The organism is Mesomycoplasma moatsii (assembly GCF_045276915.1).
In the GTDB taxonomy this organism is placed as follows: domain Bacteria; phylum Bacillota_I; class Bacilli_A; order Mycoplasmatales; family Metamycoplasmataceae; genus UBA710.
The window spans coordinates 483,492-503,506 of the sequence record NZ_CP174166.1 but is presented as its reverse complement, the minus strand read 5'-3'; the positions used below and the strand labels follow the sequence as shown (position 1 = coordinate 503,506).

The following is a 20,015-nucleotide window of genomic DNA, read 5'->3' as shown; positions in this document are numbered from 1 at the left end:
ACGTGAACTTATCTTGATATAATTAAATGGATTTATTAATGAATATGGGATTATTAGATCTAAGTTTAATTTTGAAAGGTTTTTTATATTATGTTGAAAAAATTTCCTAAAAATTTTATTTTTTCTACTTCAACTTGTTCATATCAAATTGAAGGTGGTAGACTTTTGGGTGGTAGAAAACACTCAAATTGAGATAAATTTACTATTGAAAACTATCATATTCCACCTGAAGGTGTTGCAGAGAGAGAAATTGCATCTATTGACATTGCAGCCGATTATTTTCACAGATATAAAGAAGATGCAAAAATTATGAAAGAAATTGGAGTAAATGGATTTGCCTACAATATGGATTGGGCAAGAATTTTCCCAGATAATGAAAATGATTTTAATGAAGAAGGCATCAAATTTTATGAAGAAGTTTTTAAATCTTTAAATGAAAATGGCATAAAACCTATTCCTATTCTTTATCATTGAGACTCTCCATTATGATTGGAAGAAAAAGGGGGAACTAGTTCCAGAGTATTTCTAAATGCTTTTCGTAATTTTTCAAAAATTCTTTTTAAAAGATTGGGGAAATATACAGATATTTGATACGTTAGTGACGAAAATTCTTCTTATACAACATCTGCATATCTAGATGATTATAATCCGCCACAAAAAAAAGATGAGAAAGAATTTTGGAAAGCAATTTATTATCTTTCAATTTCAGGGGCTATTGCTAAAGAGGAATTTGACAAAGCTAAAGAAAAAGGTTATGTAAGTAAAGATGCTATTTTAGGTATAGATCATGATTGAAACCCCGCAATTCCTTATGATAAAAATGATGAAGATGATTTAAAGGCGTGTGAAATTTTTGATGAATATAATTTAGATTTATTTTTAAATCCAAATATGCTTGGAATTTTTCCAAATTGTTTTTATGAAGCAATTGAAAAATTTAATTTAAGTGATATGGTTCTTGAAGAAGATTTAAATTTAATGAAGAAAAAAACATTAGATTTAATTGGATGAAATTATTATCGTCCTGCAATTATTGCAAGTCCAAAAAGATTAAACGAAAACATTGAGTGACATAATAACCCCGGACACTTTATTACTAAAGAAGCTTGAATTGTTTATCCAAAAAACGAAAGATATACCGCTTGAAAATGATTAATTAAACCTGAGTATCTGTCTATAGCATCTCATGTTTTATGAGAAAAATATAATAAACCATTAATGATTCTAGAAAATGGTATAGGATATTTTGACGAAAGAAAAGATGGAATTGTTAGAGATGATTATCGTATTGATTATTTAAACGAACATTTATTAGAAGTTCAAAAAGCTATTAATGAAGGCGTTCCATTTATTGGATATTCTTTATGAACTTATTGCGATATTTTTTCTCCTTCAGGTGGTTATCGAAAAAAATATGGTCTTGTAGGTGTAGATTTCGAAAATAAAACATTAGATAGATTTCCAAAATCATCAATGTATTGATATAAAGATGTAATTAATAATTTAAGAGCATTTGATAAAGATGAGTTGAACTATAATAAATACTACAATGAAGCTCTTAAAAGTTTTAAAACAAACAAGATTTGAAATAAAAATAATTAAATTTATTGTATTTAGTAGAATGAGAATTTAAAATATAAAAACTTTAGTTTTTTGTTTTTTTGCTTAATATTAATGATTCATATGGACATAACATTTTAATAGAATCATTATATGTTTTATTTGGTAATGTGCTAATTTTTACTTCTCAATTATTATTAATTTTTTTATTAATTGATTTATTTGATAAGTTAATAACAATTAATTTTTGTTCTTCTTTCTCGCAAATTTTAATAATAAAAGTCTTATTTCTTAATTTAATAATCATTTTTTCTTTTTCTGAGTCATTATTAAATGAAAATTTCTTAGTTAAATTTATTATATTTCTAAAAAAATTAACTATCGAATCTGGATAAGAATATTCATTTTTTAAATTATGAGTTAAATAATTTATTGGTAATTTTCTAAAAATTTTTTTATGTTTTGAAAACCCACCATTTAATTCATTAGATCAAACAAAAGTGGATTGTGCATTGATTCTAGATAGAAATTTTTGTGAATATTCAAAATCTAAAATTTTAAATTCATTAAATTCCATTTTTCTTTTTTTTTCAACATATTCATAATCGTAAAAATCGTCTTTAGAATTAATATTTAATCTAAGAGTTCCAATTTCATCTCCATAGTATGTAATTGAAGAATAAGGAAGCATATTAGATAACATTAATAAACATTTATTAGATTCATTAATTAAATTATTTTCGTTTAATCATCTTGAATTTACTCTTCCAATTTTATTGTTATTAAAAGAAATAAAGTATTTTGAAATATTTTGTTTTTTAATTTTTATTTTTTTAATTTTTTTAAAAACATTCTTGTAGACAAATTTTTTCATAATATCAAAAGGATATTTTTTCTCTGTTGCAATTAATGAATAAGATGCGTCAATGTAAAAATCACATATGACACTAATATATTTTTTAAAAATCGTATTAATTATTTTGTTTTGGAAAAATAATGATTTAATTCCGATCTTTGCTTTTGGGCTTATTTCTTTAGTTGTAGAATATAATATTTTTAATTGTTTTAATAATTTAGAATCTAATTTATTATTAGAATCATATAAATATTCAAAATCTGTGAAAATAAAATTGTTAACATTTATTTTTGTTCAAAATTCAATTATTTTTTTAAAAGCATTAATTCTTTTTTCTGTATTTCAGTTTAAATCATTATTTGAAAATGAATTTTCTTCTTCAATAAATTGGCTTATATCTTTTAATTTAAAATCTTCTAATGATGTTTTTATAATCGCTGAATTTAATATCTTTTCCAAATTTATTTCAATAAAAAATTCTTTTTTATTTTCTGCTAGTAAATTAATAATTTTTTTGAGTTCGTTAATATTTCCATATTTATCAAAAATATTAACTTGAACATTTTTTAAAATGATATCTTCTTGGTTAAATATATCAGGAAAAACTATGCCATCAATATTTAAAAAATTAAAATAATCAATTTTTTTAATAAAACCTGAAAAGTCTCCAAAGCCATCATCATTATTATCGTAAAAAAATAATGGATCTACTTCATATAAAAACATTTTTTTATTATTTTCGAGTAGCATATTCTATATTTTACTTAAAAAGATAGACATTATTTGCAACAAGCTCATTCAATATAAAATAATATTTTATTAAAATAAATGTGATTTATTTGAACGGTTTCTAAATTTCTTAATTAAAAATAAATGATATTTGTCTGATATTATTTTTATTTATCAAATAAATATACAGAATTTTAAATAAAGTTTGGAGTAATGATAAAATGAAAAACAAATTAAATTTAAATAGCATCAAATATGTTTACTTTGATTTAGATGGAACTCTTTTAACTTCAAAAAAAATCCCTTCATTAAAAACTGTTGAAATGATAAAAAAATTAGAGCAAAAAGGAATAAAGTGCTCTATTGCAACAGGGAGACCTTATTTCTATGCTCAAAATGAAATTAAAATCATTAATCCTTTATTGCCCGTTATTTCTTGCAATGGTGCGCTTATGTTTGATCCAATTAAAAAACAAGTGATTTCGTTTAATGAAATTAACTCTAGTAAAGCGCAAAATATTTACAATATACTAATTAAAAATGATGCTGTTTTTGTTCTCTATACAAAAGAACAAATTTTTATGTATAAAAACAATTTAACAAATCCAGAATCCAGATGATTAACTCTAATAAAAAATATTAATGAGAATTTTCCTGAAGAAAGTAGAGTAAAAATTACAATTATCAACGAACCAGAAAAATTTAATATTACTCAATTTAATATTATTAAATTTTTGATTATTTATTCTGAGATTCCTGCAAAAAAATATCAAGTAATTGAAAATGAAGTATCCAAAATAAATGATGTTTATATTGTGCGTTCACAAAATGAAGTATTTGATATTATGCCAAATAATCAATCCAAAGGTAATGGTTTACAAAAACTTCATGATCAAGGAATAATAAATCTTAATGAAACTTTAGTGTTTGGTGATGCCGAAAATGATTTAAGTATGTTTCAAGTTGCTAAATGATCGGTTGCAATGGGTAATGCTCAAGATAAAACAAAAAAAATTGCTACATTTATTACTAAATCCAATGATGAAGACGGGATTGCAACTTTTTTTGAAAATTTAGTCTTAGATTAAAGATGTTATTTGAAGTATAAAGTTGTAAAATTATAAGCAGATTAAAGTGTTTTATTCGCTTTTTCGTATAAAGAAATAATTTAAATATTAAATATAAAAGGAAAACAGATGACAATTTTTATCATTATCACATATAGCAATAATTTTAGTAACGAAGTTGTAAAATACTTCAAATCGCAAAATGTTTGTAATCATTTTAATTTTTATTTTTTGCCAATTGGTTTAGACGAAAATGATGAAGAAATAATTCTTACTAAAATACACGAAAAAATAAATGAGTTTAAAAATGTTGATACTATTGCAATATTTTCTGATGCTGGTTTGCCAACTAAATTTGCAAAAAGAATTTTGATTAAAGATCCCAATATTTCTTTTTACAGATCTACAGGATCGATTATTGAAAATGGATTTTTAACATACATGATGTTAAACACAAAAGCGCCAAAAGAAACAATTGAAACTGTTTTAGATTGCAAAATAGATAAATAAAATAAAAATTTAGCAATTTTTATATTAAAGTGCTAATTTTGTGTTAAAATGTTAATTAGAACAAATAATTTAAATAATGTTAATTATTTAGGAAAGGAATAAATTATGGCAAAAGAAAAAATTATTGGTATTGACCTTGGGACAACAAATTCAGTAGTTGCAGTAATGGATGGAAAAGAAACTATAGTTTTAGAAAATCCTGCAGGTAAAAGAACAACACCATCAGTTGTAGCTTGAAAAAATGGAGAAAGAATAGTTGGAGAAATTGCTAAAAGACAATTAGAAACAAATCCTGATTCAATTGCCTCTGTTAAAAGATTAATGGGAACAAATGAAAAAGTTAAAGTAAAAGTAGATGGTAAAGAGCAAGAATTTACTCCAGAACAAGTTTCGGCTTTTATTTTGATGTATTTAAAAGAATATGCTGAAAAAAAAGTTGGTTCAAAAATTGAAAAAGCTGTTATTACAGTTCCGGCTTATTTTAACAATGACCAACGTGAAGCTACTAAAGTGGCAGGTAAAATTGCGGGATTAGATGTAGTTAGAATCATTAATGAACCTACTGCTGCTGCTTTATCTTATGGAGTTGATAAAAAAGATAAAGAACAAAAAATTCTTGTATACGATTTAGGTGGAGGAACATTTGATGTTTCAATTCTTGAATTGTCAGAAGGGACTTTTGAAGTTTTAGCAACAAGTGGTGATAATCATTTAGGTGGTGATGACTGAGATAATGTAATTGTTGATTGAATTAAAGACAAAATTAAAAAAGATAATAATTTTGATGTTTCAAAAGACAAAATGGCGATGTCAAGATTAAAAGAAGCAGCTGAAAAAGCTAAAATTGAATTATCTGGTTCTGATTCAACAACAATCAATTTACCTTTTTTAGCTATTACTGATAATGGACCATTAAACGTTGAATTAGAATTAAAAAGATCTGATTTTGAGAAAATGACAGCTAATCTTGTTGATCGAACAAGAAAACCAATTATGGATGCACTAAAAGAAGCGGGATTAAAAGCTTCTGATCTAGATGAAGTTCTATTAGTTGGTGGTTCAACAAGAATTCCGGCAGTTCAGAAAATGGTTGAGCAAACTTTAGGTAAAGCTCCTAACAGAACAATTAATCCCGACGAAGTTGTTGCAATTGGTGCAGCAGTTCAAGGTGGAGTTTTAGCTGGTGATGTTTCTGATGTTTTATTACTAGATGTTACACCATTAACATTAGGTATTGTAACTGAAGGTGATATTATTGCTCCTTTGATTAAAAGAAATACAACAATCCCTGTAACAAAATCACAGGTATTCTCAACAGCTGCTGATAATCAAACAGAAGTTTCAATTGTAGTTGTTCAAGGTGAAAGAGAAGTTTTAGAGGGAAATAAAGTTTTAGGTCAATTTAATCTAAGTGGAATTGATCCAGCACCACGTGGAGTTCCACAAATCGAAGTTTCGTTTTCAATTGATGTTAATGGTATTACAACTGTAACAGCAAAAGATAAAAAAAATAACAAGGAAGCGACAATAACCATTCAAAATTCAACTAGATTATCTGATGAAGAAATTGAAAAAATGGTTAAAGATGCTGAAGCACATAAAGAAGAAGATCAAAAACGAAAAGAAGAAAGATCAACAATTATTCGTGCTGAATCATTAATTAATATGATGGAAAAATCAATTACTGATTCTAAAGATATGGATCCAAAAATGAAAGAACAATCTGAAAAAGAAATTGCTACTTTGAAAGAAATGATTGAGAAAAAACAAATTGAGGAATTAAAAACTAAACTAGATCAAATTGAGCAAGCAGCATCAATGTATGCAAATCAACAAGCAAATAAAGCAGCAACAGAAAAAGAAGATGATAATAATGATGGACCAATCAAAGCAGAAGTTGAAGAAGAAAAATAATTTTTAATTCTTAAATTGAATAAAAAAATCTCGTTTTTTTATAGAATGAGATTTTTTTGTAATAGCAATCGTAAGCAAATTGAATATCTTTATAATAAGAAGCAAAGTTTATAGAGCATAATGATACTTGCTAATAACTCATTTTATAAATTCGAATTTTTATAAGTTTAATTTCTAAATTTTTTATTGATTAGTAAATTTTTAAACATTACATTAATAGAATTTAAACTATTATGAAGTTTTGATATACTTGTGATAGCAATAAAAAATTAGTTTTGTATTATTGATATAGCCAATAAAATCAAAAAAAATTATAAAAAATTTATTATTAAAAAAAATTAATCATGGAGAATAAATGTCAAACAAAAATAATTATGGTAGACAAATAACATCATTATCTAAATATAGTGTTTGAGTTAGTGCTAATGGAAAATGTGTTTTTTGTAATATTCATTTGCTTTCATGAACATTTGATAACAAGAGTAAAAAAAATAAAGTTTTGGGTGAAATTGCGCACATTATTTCTGCTAATAATGATAGAATAAGACCTAATTTTATAAAATCACAAGTGATAAATGATAGATTTAAACAAGAAATGGATGAAAACAAAAATGAATTTAATTTTGATGTACAAGAAAATAATGATGAGAAACAAAGATATTCTTCAAAATTATTGAGTCATCACAAAAATTTAATTCTACTTTGTCCAGATTGTCATTATAGCTTTGATTTAGCCATTGAAAATGAAAGATTAAGTGATGATTTAAATGATATTATAACACAATTTAAAACTAATGATTTTATAGATGAAAAGTACAAGAAATTATTTTTATATTTAGACAAATATAATTTATTAGATCAGAGTTTAAAATTAAATATTCCTTTGATTAATTTTGACGAACAAAATAAAGAAGAAATGTTGAATTTTATTATTGATTTTTGTAATGAATCAAAAAATGAATTGTTACTTAACATTCAATATCAAGAGATTAAAGAAGAAGATTTTAATGATTTTGTACGTTTATATAATAAATTCAATAACAAGGAGTTAAAAAATAAAAATAAGGAATCGTTTCAAGAAGCATTATCATTCTTTTTAAAAAAATATACAGTTGGATTTAGAATTTTGACAGAACTAAAGAAAATAGATATTTTTTTTAAAGAAAAAGATAAATATGGTGTTTTGAATAATGCTTCAAAAAATAAAGATTTTCTTCTTAAAAATAAAATTAGTTCTTTCAAATCATATAAAAATATAAGTTTTATAGAAAATTCGTCATTTCCTAATAAGAATTTATATAAAAATAGACCAGATTATAAAATTATAAAAAAAATTCTTTTAAAATATCTTGAAAAAAATATTAGTTCCGAAAATTCTTGAAATGTACAAAATTTTTATTCTATTTCAATTGCCTATTTTTCAAGATGAGGTACAGGGAAAACTTCAATGATAAAAACCTTAGCAAATGATTTAAATGAATTTTATAATTATGTAGAAATAAATCTCTGAAATATATCAAATTTAGTAAATATTTCTCAAAATAAAGATGATCCTTTTGTTAGAAATATTGTAAAAGAAGCTATTACACAAATTATTAATAATGAAGATTATGTTAAAAAATATTTAGATTCAAAAAAACAATTTATCTCTCAAAATGAAAATTATTTAAATTTTAAGAATGAAGTATTAGATTCTATTTTAGGAATAACCAATAAAGACAAAACAGAAAGTGTTAATATTTTTCAAGAAAGATCAAAATTTATCGATCAGTTTATATGCCATTTACAAGAAGTTATTAATGTTTTTTACAGAACAACAAATAGACCTACAATTTTTGTTTTTGATGATATTGATAGAATAAATGATGAAGAAAAAATTGTTAAAATTCTAGATTCAATTGTTTCGTTTTTAAATTTAAAAAATTGCATTTACATTCTACCTCTTGATGAATCAAAGATTTTAAAATCTATTAAAAAACATAAAAATAATTGTGAACCAACAGAATATGTTAACAAATATTTTAATTACTGTATCAGATCCTCTTTCATTCCTAAAATAAATGCGATAGAAATGTTTGAAGAATTAATAAAAGACATTGATTTTTTGACTAATACAAGTGTTGAAATCAAGAGAAATATATTTGATAAAACTTCCAATTTTATAGAACCATCTTATAGATCATTTAAAGATTATATAAATAAGTTTATTTTTAATAAATTTATGTTTGATTCTCTTGATATAGATGTAAATCGGTTAATGAAGAGATTATTCAATTCAAAAAAAATTGTGTTTAAAAACAATGAATATAATGATGAAGAAATAGTTTCTTATTTTATTTCTGTTTCTACTATTCTTCATAACAAATTTCCAATGATGATAGATTACATCTCAAAAGACATTAATAATATAAGACTATTAATAGATATAATTAGAAAAAAATCAAAAGAATTAGAACAAGAAAGTTTTTTTAATTTTGATAGTAATATTTCGGAAATACTCTCATTTTTGTTAAATGATGAAATTAAATTAAAATCATCAAATATTTCTAATATTTTTGTTTTAGATTCTAATGATGAAGAAAATATAAAAATTAAAATTAAAGAAAAAGTACATTTTATAAAAAATATTTTTGACGCATATAACATTTTCGAAATTGAAAAGAATCAAAAATTAGTAATTTTATTTTGAATTACATTAACATTAGCAGAGATAAAAAACGAAAAATTCATTGAATATCTCGAATTTTCTAGAACAGAGCTATTATTAGATGGTTATAAAGAATCATTTGATATGAATAAAGAAGATGATCTTGAAGTTATTGATAATTATTTCAAATCATTTTTAGAATTCAAATCTATTAAAGTTTTTGATGATGAAAGATTTTATGAATTAATACAAAAAATATTATTATTAGAAGAATTGGAACTACTTCAAGAAACTAAAAAAATTAATAATTTATTTAAATCGCAACAAATAATTAATGAATTTTTAAAATATTTTTCAAAAGTTATAGACGAAATGAAAAATATTGACACTAAATCTTCTTCAAATGAAGAAAATGATTTTTTAAGAAAATTTGTGAATTTGTTTAATTATTTTACTTTTGCAAAGAACATAAAAACAAAGTTTTCATTTTCTATAGATGATTTTGAAAAATTTTTAAATAAATTGAATAAAAAAGGTTCGTTAAATGTTGAGATTGTTTTTGATAGTTTTAATTTAAGAGCTGAAAATACTTTTAAAATTTCAAACGAAAGTATATCAACAAACATTATTAAGAAAATAATAAATTCAAAAATGAATATAAAAATAAGTGTTTTTCCTTATGATTTTAAAGAAAAATATAATGAAATTAATATTAAAGATTGATTTAAAATTATTGAAATTAACATTAATTTAATTAGTTCATTTTTTATGAAAGTAAAATCTAATGAAAAAATGAAAATATTAAATGATATGTTAAATAGTAGCATTATAAAACCTGAAATTAATATTGTTGGCAACAAATCAATTTTAAATGAGATTGAGCGAATTAAATATAATGATTTTATTCAAGATAATATCATTGAAGTTATAATAAATGAAAATTATGATAAATATAAAAAATTTGTAAATCAAATTTTAGAAATTTTTTGAAAAAAAATAATGTTATTTGGCAACAATAAAACAATGAACAATTTTTTTGAGTATCTATTTAATCCTAAATTTTTACTAGAAAATAAAAAATTATATTCAGAACTAATTTTTACTAAAATTGTTGAAAAATTTACTCTAAATAATTTTATTGATGAAGTTAATAAAAAAATTAATGACATAAATGAAAAAACGGAAATTATAGAATATATTTATGATTTTATGAAATATAAAATAAGTGGAATTAATGATATTAATTTAATAAAAATGTGTGAAATAGAGAAAAAAGTATTTGATAATAAATATTTTTCATTTAGAGAAAAATTGTTTTTTACCAAAAAAACATTTAATAGAGACTTTGCATATCAAAAAATGAAATTCCAAATTGGAGCTAATATTGATGATATTAAAAATTATCAAATGATTTACAATGAATCTATTTCTCACAAAGAATATGTTGAGATTTTTAAAAATTATTTAAATGTTGCAGATGATAATTTTGATTTATTACAAAAAGAAGAATTTAATGATAAAGTATTATCAGAATTAATTAATAATATTTTTAAAAAAACACCTAATGATTTTAGATTTGTAAAAATTGATTATTTAACAAAAAAAATTAAAGAATTAAAAATACATGATTTCGAATATGAAAACTTTATAATTAACAAAAATAATAAGGTTTTTCAAACTAAGATATTAAAAATATCGAAAGAAAAAAATAAATTAGAAGAAAAAATAAAATCTTGTAATTTGAAAATAAATAAAACCCTAGAAACAACTATTTCAAGTTATTTTAGCGATATAAAGAATGCAATCAATAGTTTTGAATTGGAATTTAATAAATATTGAAACTTGTTATGTTTAAATGGTGATAAAGAATACATTGCAAAAAAACTTGACAAAATGAAACAAAAATATTCTGAAGTCATAGAACAAAAAAGTTTTGTTTTGTCAATAGATAAAAGTGAATTATATGGTAAAAATTTTCAAGAAATTGATAAAATGATAGAAAAAAGTTTACTAAATATTTATAAGCAATTAAACAATCAATTAAATAAGATTCTAGGTAATTCTAAAAATAAATTTATTGAAAATAATCCAGAAATGAGTGATTTTAATTCTTTTTATGAAAAAAATAAAAATTCAAATATAAATAATATAAAAGAGATGTATATTAAAAAAATAGAGGATATTTAAACTAATTTTTAATGTGTTAATAGTAATTATTATAAATATGTAAAAAATCTTTATTATTTTGTTTTGAACATCTTTTTCAAGATTTTAATTTAAATTTAATTGAATAATTATAATTTTGCAAATTTATTTAATATTTTTAATTTTTTACAAAATTAGTATTCAATTTTGTGAAATGCAAATTACACATAAGTAGTTTTTTGAATAATAATTTAACATTGACGATAGAAAAAGCTTTTGTATTGAACAATAGTTAAAAATAAATCATTTATATAAAGTTGTCTTAATTACAATTTTACTTCATCTTCTAAGATGTTAACTAATTTTTCTAAATCTTCTTTAAGAAAAGATTTAGAATTAATATTTTTTATTTAATTTTTATAGCTTTAAAATCTTTAAAGATTTATTGAATTATTTGTTGTAATTTTGATAAAACCATATTGCTTCATTATACAAAAGTCCAACAAAAAAGTTTTCTTAATTATTTTATTTAAAAAATTAATTTTTAAATATTTATTAACTAGATAAGTATTTATTCCATTATGAGTTGATAACAAATTCGAATAAAATATTTGGTATTTAAACTATTTTTTTATAATAAAGTCTACAAAATTTAGAATGAAATTTAAATTTGATTTTTATTAAAATTAATTAGGGATGATAAAACCTAGGAGATAAAAATGAAGTTTATTAAATTTAAAAATGAAATTGAAGCATCACAATATGCTGCCAATGAAATAATTGATTTGATTAAAAAAGAATCAAAAGTACAGTTGGGTTTAGCCACAGGTTCAACACCTATTAAATTGTATGAAATTCTTGTCAAAGACCATAATGAAAATAAAACAGATTGATCAAAAGTTGAAACATTTAATTTAGATGAATATTTGGGGTTACCCGAAAACCACCCACAAACATATAAAGTATTTATGGATCATCATTTATTTTCAAAAGTAAACATTAACAAAAGCAATACTCATTTTCCAGAACAAAATTCTATTAATTATGATGAATTAATTGATTCAAAAAAAGGGATAGATTTACAAATTTTAGGAATTGGAACAAATGGACATATTGGATTTAACGAACCAGGATCCGAACTTAATTCATTAACTAGAGTTGTGAATTTAACTCAAGAAACAATTAAGGTTAATGCAGATAAGTTTTTCAACGGAGATACAAAAGATGTCCCTAAACAAGCCTTATCAATGGGAATAAAATCAATTTTAAAAGCTAAAAAAATAATTCTTTTAGCTTTTGGCGAATCAAAGCAAGATGCTATAAAAAAATTAAAAGAATCCATAGCTTTTGATATTAATTTTCCTGCAAGTGCTCTTGCATTACATAATGATGTAACTATAGTTATTGATGAAAAGGCAGGAGAAAATATTGATTTATAAGAATGCTTTGATTACCACAAAAGATAGACAATTTTTTGGATGGATAGAAATTGAGAATGGCATTTTAAAAGGTGTTAATGAAGGAAAGACAAATTTAGAAGGTTTTGATTGCAATAACAATATATTAATGCCAGGTTTTATTGATTCGCATACTCATGGTGGATTTGGTTTTTCTTTTAATGATGATTTAAAAGATTTGAAAAAATATGAAAATTATGTTTCTAATTTAAAAAAAGAAGGACTTGTTGCTTTTGTTGGTTCTTGTGTAACAGCAACGTTAGATAAACTTAGAAGCGATTTTATTGATATTAATAACTTAATTTTTAAAAGTAACAATAAGAAATTACCAAAATTAGTTGGTTGATATTATGAAGGACCTTTTATATCAAAAGCTAAAAAAGGAGCTCATGAAGAAAATTTAATTATTCCTTTAGATGAAAAATTTTTAAATGATGTTAAACATAATTTCAAAAATTTTCCAATTATTTTTACAGTTGATGCAAGTAAAGAACAAAATCAAAAATTAATTAAAAAATATCAAAATGATTTTATTTTTGCTTTAGGTCATTCAGATGCAAATTATGAACAAGCAAAGTTAGTTTTGACAAATGGTATTAAAAGAATTACTCATCTTTATAATGCAATGAGTGGATTTTCACATTCAAATAAATTAGGTATTGTTAATGCAATGTTTAATAAAGAATTTAATAGTGATTTAAATATTGAATTAATTGCAGACGGAGTTCATGTTGCAAATGAAGTAATAAAATACACTTACAAAAATTTTAATATTGATAATCTTAGTGTTATTACTGATTCTCTATCTCCTAAAGGTTTAGAAAATGGAGAATATAAATTAGGCAATCTTGATATCGAAAAAAAAGATCATTGATTTTATTTAAAAGGAACAACAACTTTATCAGGTTCTGCATTACCTTATAATGAGGTTTTAAAAAATTTTAAAAATATTACTAATTGTTCTTGAGAAGAATTGGTTAAAGTGTCTTCTTACAATAGTGCAAGAAATTTAAATCTACCAAATTATTATGGTGATTTTATTATTAATGAAAAAGTAAATTTTGTACTTGTAAATAAAGATTTAGAAATAATAAAAATTTTTATTGATTAACATAATAAGGATTGATAAATATTTTTTAAAATAATTTAAATTGTACAAATATTATTTTTTTACTTCGTAAACAGAAGCATATTTTCTGTTTCTTTTTACTTCGTATTTTACATATCCATTAATTAATGCAAACAATGTGTCATCACCACCGATTCCTACATTATTACCTGGATGAATTTTTGTTCCTCTTTGTCTAAAAATAATTTGACCTGCATTTGTATATTGTCCATCGCTTAACTTTTGACCTAAACGTTTACTATGTGATTCACGATTATTTTTACTACTCCCTGCAGCTTTATGTGTTGCCATAGTTTATCACCTATCCTTTGATATCATCGATTTTTACTCTAGTATATGGTTGACGATGTCCTAATTTTCTTTTGTGTGTTGATTTAGCATTGTGACGGTAAACAATAATTTTTTTGGCTTTCCCTTGTTTTTCAATTGTTCCTGATACTGTTGCACCTTTTACTAATGGTGTTCCAACTTTATCTCCTACAAGTAGAACTTCATTAAATGTAACTTGTTCTCCTTCTTTTCCTTCAATTTTTTCGATATAAATAACATCATCTTTTTTAACAAGTAATTGCTTACCACCAGTTTTGATAATTGCAATCATATTATTATCTCCTTCATGGTAGTTTATTAGCAACATTTAATTTAAGATTCTTAAATGTGGCTCGCCTTTAAGGTATAACTACATAGCTATTTAAAAAACCTTTTCAGAACGGTTACTTTAAGTAACATCACTATTATAAATCATCTATTAATAAATATTGTTAAAAAAGTGATTTTAAAAATTATTACTTTCTTCTTTAGAAACAAATATATCAACTTTATGATGATCAAAACCAGAGACAAAAAATAAAGCTTGTCCTCTTTTGCTTTAGTTATAAACAATCTCTCATCTTTAGAAATTCCTTATAACATTTATGCTACATATTTAACATTGTTGGGTGATAAATTAAAAAAAATGAATATCAAGTATTTGTTATTTAATTTTTATAAAAATCACTAAAATTTCATTAAATTTTTTTAGCATTTGAATTAATTAAAATTAAATCCAATTCTAATAATTCTGCTTGTATTGGATCATCATATTTCATTTGAAGGTCAATTTCTTTTTTTCCTTCATAAAATAGATTTAAATCTTCATTTGACATAGTAACTATTTGTTCAAGAAGAGTTTTTTGTAATATGTTTGAATTTGATATATCTTTTTGAGACTCAACATTTCTTGTGAAAGAAAAAATTTCTTTAAAAATATTTGAAATAGAAGATAAAGCAATTTCATCTATCATCTCATTAAATTTATTTGTTCCTTCTTCTGTATAGATTTGATAAGGATTTTTTTGTGAATATTGAACAATGCTTGTTGATGATCTTAATTTATCCATCATATTAATGTGTTCTTGTCAATAGAAATCTAAATGAGTTAGAATAATCTCTCTTAAAAAAGATTGGAAAACTCTTGTGGAATTTTTGTTAACAATAATAGTTTCTTGACTATTAAAAATATTTGTCATTTTATTTTCAAAATATTTAGGAATTGAATCAATTGGTAAATGAATTAAATCTTCTTTTTTAACTTTGTAAGATTGAGCATCTTTTTTGAAAAATGTTTCATTTATATAATCTACTAAAGCATTATAATCAATAGATCCATTATCTAGCGTTATATCTTTTAAAAATAAAATTTGTTTTGAAACATTAATTATCATTTTGCGCACTATTGGAGATAAATTGTCTAGTTTTAAAACTAAATCTCTTTGATAATACAAAAGTTCTCTTTGTTTACGAACAACATCATCATAATTTAAAATACTTTTTCTCGAATCATAATTAAATCCTTCGATTTTCTTTTGCGCTCTTTCAAATGCTTTTACTATTTGTCCACCTGTAATTTTGTTTTCGCCAAAAGATTGAAAAATTTGTTTTCATTTATCTTGTAATGAAAATCTTTGAATTAATCGATCTTCAATTGATAAGAAAAATTTAGATTCTCCAACATCTCCTTGTCTTCCAGATCTACCTTTTAATTGATTGTCAATTCTTCTTGATTCAGACTTATCTGTACCTAAGACATAAAGACCACCCACTTCTTTTACGCCTTCGCCTAATTTTATATCTGTTCCACGACCTGCCATATTTGTGGCAATGGTTATTGCTCCTAAAATTCCAGCTTTTTTGATAATTTCAGCTTCTTCAGCATTTTGTTTAGCATTTAGTACTGTATGAGGTAATCCTTCAGTTAGTAACAATTTATGCAAATATTCAGATTCTTCAACTTGAGTAGTACCAACTAAAATTGGTTGCTTTTTAGCATGTATTTTTTTAATTTCTTTAACCAAAGCTTTATATTTGGCTTCCATAGTTAAATATATTTGATCTTCATGGTCTATTCTTGCTATTGGTTTATTGGTTGGAATAACATTAACTCTCATGTTGTATGTATTAATAAATTCTTGTTCTTCTGTTTTTCCTGTCCCTGTCATCCCTGATAATTTTTTAAACATACGAAAGAAATTTTGATATGTAATTGTTGCGAGTGTTTTAGTTTCTGGTTCAATTTCTACATTTTCTTTAGCTTGAATAGCTTGTTGTAATCCTTCAGAATAAGAACGACCTTCCATAATACGACCTGTAAATTGATCAACTAATTCTATTTTTCCATTTAGAACAACATATTCAAAATCTTTTTTCATTATCAAGTTTGCTCTAAGAGCATTTTGAATACGGTGCACTATCTCAGTATTTTCAATTTTGAATAAATTATTAGTTTTATATCATTTATTAGCTTTTTCAACACCCTTATAAGATAAAGAAATTCCTTGAGTTTCTTGGTCAATAAAATAGTCATCTTTTTCTAATGATTTAACAAATAAATCAGCATTTGTGTATAAAGATGATTCGTTTTGTTGTCCACCGGAAATGATTAAAGGAGTTTTTGCTTCATCAATCAAAATTGAATCAACTTCATCAATAAGCGCATAATTCAATCCTCTTTGAACTTTTTCGTTAATATTTGTTACAGTGTTATCTCTTAAATAATCGAACCCTAACTCTGAATGAATTGAATATGTTATATCACATGCATATGCTTGCTTTTTTAAATGCGGAGACATATTAGCTTTATTCAATCCTACTGTTAAACCTAATCATTTAAAAACTTCACCCATTTCTTCGGAGTCACGTTCAGCAAGATATTCATTAACGGTAGAAACAATTACTCCTTGACCTTCGAGAGCATTTAGATATATAGGAGCAATTGAAGTAATTGTTTTACCTTCTCCTGTTTTCATTTCAGCAACCGACCCCATATCAAGAATTAGTCCGCCAAGAATTTGTACATCAAATGGTCTTTTACCTAAAACTCTAAATGTTGCTTCACGGGCAACTGCAAAAGCTTCTATTCTAATATCGTTAAGTGTTTCTCCTCTGCTTAATCTTTGTTTAAAGAATCTGGTTTTTGTTTTTAATTGTTCATCTGTTAAATTTTTAATTGATTTACCTAAATAGTTAATTTTTTGCAACAAAAATTCTGCTTCTCTAAATTCTGCTGACTTAAAAGCCATTTCTTTAATGGTTTTTTTTCTTCTTTTATTTTCTCTTTTTTTAATTGAAGCTTCTTCGTTTTTAATTTGTTTTTGTTGTTGAGTTTCAAGAGATTCTTTACTTTTTCTAAATAACTTCATAATTAATTTTTTCTGTAAAATAATTTTACATAAATAGATAATAACATTGTGAAAAGGGTTAATGTTTATGAAAAAGAGAAAAATGCAATTAGGCAAATATATTTCTACTGCAGTTTTATCAGTTTTCTTTTTTACGCTTGTTTGAGTTTTAAATACAATTGCAGACAATAGCGAAAAATTTGGTAAATGACTAGCATTTGGCGGAGGGATTATTTCTTTAATTGCTTTTACTTCAATTACTTTATCAGTTTTAGTTTTCTCTACCAAACAATTTATTTCTGCTTTTAAATTTAAAGAAGAAAAAGGTTTATGAAAGGTTTTAAATTTTATATTTAAAATTGGAATGTTTATTTTTGCAGTATTAATTGTAATTTTTTGATTAGTATGATTCATATATATGTTAAAAGATGGATTTGGAAATAAAAAAATAATGGGCGTTAATATATGAGAAGGCACTTCAAAGATTGATCAATTTGCTTCCATATCTATGTTCCATATAAGTAATTATTTTGAAGATGTGTATAAAATTCTAGGTTTTTCAACAGCACCATTTGGTTTATATGTAACTTCATTTGTTTTTTTATTAATTTGATCTGCTGCAGGACTAGCGTATGAAATTATTAAAAAACTTCTTGGTGGTAATAGAGCCGCAAAAGAAAAAAATAGTTAATACAATCTATGATAAGTTAAGTTTGTTAAGTTCTATAATAGGTCTGTTAAAGCAATTTATTGATAAGTAAAAAGTGGAATGAAATATAATTTGTAATTAAATATGATTTATGAGCAATAAGAAGAAAACATTTTACATAACAACACCAATATATTATCCTTCTGGTAATCTCCATATAGGTCATTTGTATTCGACAACTATTGCTTGAGTATTGAGAAATTACAAGATCAAAATGGGATATGATGTTAAATTTTTAACTGGTAGCGATGAACACGGACAAAAAATAGAAAAAAAGGCTCAAGAAAAAAAAATTAGTCCTCAAGAATATGTTGATATTCAAAGCAATAAATTTATTGATTTATGAAAGAAAACAAAAATTAATTACGATTTTTTTTCAAGAACTACGAATAAATATCACGAAAAAATTGTTGAAGAAATTTTTAATAAGATGTTAGATAAAAGTTTGATTTATAAAGGAGAATATAAAGGTTTATATTCAATTAATGATGAAGAATTCATTTTAGAAAAAGAAGCAATTAAGAAAGATGATAATTTTTATCATCCAATTAGTGGTCATAAATTAGAATGAATTCAAGAAGAATCTTATTTTTTTAAAATGAATAAATTTACTCATTGATTAATTGATTATGTTGAAAAAAATAAAAATTTTATTATTCCAAAAAATATTTGGAAAGAACTAAAGAATAATTTTTTAGATAAAAATCTTGAAGATCTTTCTGTCACAAGAATTTCATTTGAATGAGGAATTCAAATAACTAAAGATCCAAAACATGTGATTTATGTTTGATTAGATGCTTTATTTAATTATATTAGTGCTTTAGGGTTTGATTTTGAAAATCCACAAAAAGACTTTATTAAATATTGAAAAAATGGGGATGAAATTGTCCATATTGTTGGTAAAGAAATAACTAGATTTCATTGTATTTATTGACCTATATTTTTAAAGTCACTTGATATTAGGTTGCCAACAACCATTTTATCTCATGGTTGATTAATAACTCCTGAAGGTAAGATGTCAAAATCAAAAGGAAATGTTATCGATCCATTAAGCCTTTTGAATAAGTATGATCCTGAAATTATTAAGTATTTTTTTAGTTCTAAAATATCTATTTATAAAGATGGCATTTTTTCAGAAGAGTTATTGATAAATTCTTATAATTCTGATTTAGCAAATACAATTGGTAATTTAATATCAAGAACAATTTCGATGATTAGACAAAATTTTTGCGCCCCTGTAAAGTTTAAAAAAACAAATAATAATCATGATTTAGACATAATTAAATCTATTTCAAATAATTTTGAAAAATTTAAAAAACATTTTGATAAATTTGAGATAGATCTAGCTTTTGAATCAATGCTTCATCTTGCAAGAGATTTAAATAAATACATCGATTTAACGTTGCCTTGAAAAATGAAAAATAATTTAGATTTGCTCGAGACAACATTAAATTTATTGCTTAATGGTTCTTATGCTGTTTTATCAATGTTAGAAGTTGTATGTCCAGATTTTGTAAATCAATTTAAACAAATTTTAAATGTTGATAATTTTGATTTTGATGAGATTGAGAATTTTGAAAAATTTAATGATATATCTATTAATGAAAATAAAATTATTTTTCCTAGAATAAAATAA

General features: G+C 23.3%; 13 protein-coding genes. 9 read left to right on the top strand and 4 right to left on the bottom strand.

What is annotated here, in order from left to right:
* Positions 1-90: 90 nt before the first annotated feature.
* Positions 91-1,602 carry a family 1 glycosylhydrolase gene (locus tag ACJA28_RS02475; protein ID WP_022934598.1) on the top strand — a complete coding sequence of 504 codons (1,512 nt, stop codon included), beginning with the start codon at positions 91-93 and terminating at the stop codon, positions 1,600-1,602.
* Between the two features lie 43 nt (positions 1,603-1,645).
* Here the strand turns inward: ACJA28_RS02475 and ACJA28_RS02470 are convergent, their stop codons facing one another.
* Positions 1,646-3,142 carry an alpha-amylase family glycosyl hydrolase gene (locus ACJA28_RS02470; protein WP_406602189.1) on the bottom strand — a complete coding sequence of 499 codons (1,497 nt, stop codon included), beginning with the start codon at positions 3,140-3,142 and terminating at the stop codon, positions 1,646-1,648.
* A gap of 224 nt (positions 3,143-3,366) precedes the next feature.
* Between ACJA28_RS02470 and ACJA28_RS02465 the strand changes: the two genes are divergently transcribed.
* The 6 genes from ACJA28_RS02465 to ACJA28_RS02440 all read left to right on the top strand — a co-directional run bounded on the left by ACJA28_RS02465 (position 3,367) and on the right by ACJA28_RS02440 (position 13,996).
* Positions 3,367-4,233, top strand: a complete 867-nt coding sequence (locus ACJA28_RS02465) for a Cof-type HAD-IIB family hydrolase (protein WP_022934596.1) — start codon at positions 3,367-3,369, stop codon at positions 4,231-4,233.
* Between the two features lie 108 nt (positions 4,234-4,341).
* Positions 4,342-4,722 (top strand): hypothetical protein, encoded by a 381-nt coding sequence (locus ACJA28_RS02460; protein WP_022934595.1) that lies wholly within the window; start codon positions 4,342-4,344, stop codon positions 4,720-4,722.
* Positions 4,723-4,827: 105 nt separating this feature from the next.
* Entirely contained in the window at positions 4,828-6,636 is a 1,809-nt protein-coding gene (gene dnaK / locus ACJA28_RS02455; RefSeq protein ID WP_022934594.1) for a molecular chaperone DnaK, read from the top strand.
* A 355-nt stretch (positions 6,637-6,991) separates the two neighbouring features.
* Positions 6,992-11,470: a hypothetical protein gene (locus ACJA28_RS02450; protein WP_022934593.1), complete on the top strand. Its 4,479-nt coding sequence runs from the start codon at positions 6,992-6,994 to the stop codon at positions 11,468-11,470.
* A gap of 677 nt (positions 11,471-12,147) precedes the next feature.
* Entirely contained in the window at positions 12,148-12,867 is a 720-nt protein-coding gene (gene nagB / locus ACJA28_RS02445) for a glucosamine-6-phosphate deaminase (RefSeq protein ID WP_022934592.1), read from the top strand.
* On the top strand, positions 12,857-13,996 hold the full coding sequence (locus ACJA28_RS02440; protein WP_051122407.1) for an amidohydrolase family protein: 1,140 nt from the start codon (positions 12,857-12,859) through the stop codon (positions 13,994-13,996). Before nagB ends, ACJA28_RS02440 begins: the two co-directional genes overlap by 11 nt.
* Positions 13,997-14,047: 51 nt before the next feature.
* On the opposite strand, the gene rpmA is transcribed toward ACJA28_RS02440, so the two are convergent.
* The 3 genes from rpmA to secA all read right to left on the bottom strand — a co-directional run bounded on the left by rpmA (position 14,048) and on the right by secA (position 17,571).
* Positions 14,048-14,305: a 50S ribosomal protein L27 gene (rpmA, locus tag ACJA28_RS02435; protein WP_022934591.1), complete on the bottom strand. Its 258-nt coding sequence runs from the start codon at positions 14,303-14,305 to the stop codon at positions 14,048-14,050.
* A gap of 10 nt (positions 14,306-14,315) precedes the next feature.
* Entirely contained in the window at positions 14,316-14,615 is a 300-nt protein-coding gene (rplU, locus tag ACJA28_RS02430; RefSeq protein WP_022934590.1) for a 50S ribosomal protein L21, read from the bottom strand.
* A 406-nt stretch (positions 14,616-15,021) separates the two neighbouring features.
* On the bottom strand, positions 15,022-17,571 hold the full coding sequence (gene secA, locus ACJA28_RS02425) for a preprotein translocase subunit SecA (RefSeq protein WP_406602231.1): 2,550 nt from the start codon (positions 17,569-17,571) through the stop codon (positions 15,022-15,024).
* A 187-nt stretch (positions 17,572-17,758) separates the two neighbouring features.
* On the opposite strand from secA, the gene ACJA28_RS02420 reads away from it, so the two are divergent.
* Together ACJA28_RS02420 and metG are read left to right on the top strand one after the other, a co-directional pair.
* On the top strand, positions 17,759-18,361 hold the full coding sequence (locus ACJA28_RS02420; protein WP_406602188.1) for a hypothetical protein: 603 nt from the start codon (positions 17,759-17,761) through the stop codon (positions 18,359-18,361).
* 109 nt (positions 18,362-18,470) lie between these two features.
* Entirely contained in the window at positions 18,471-20,015 is a 1,545-nt protein-coding gene (gene metG / locus ACJA28_RS02415; protein ID WP_022934587.1) for a methionine--tRNA ligase, read from the top strand.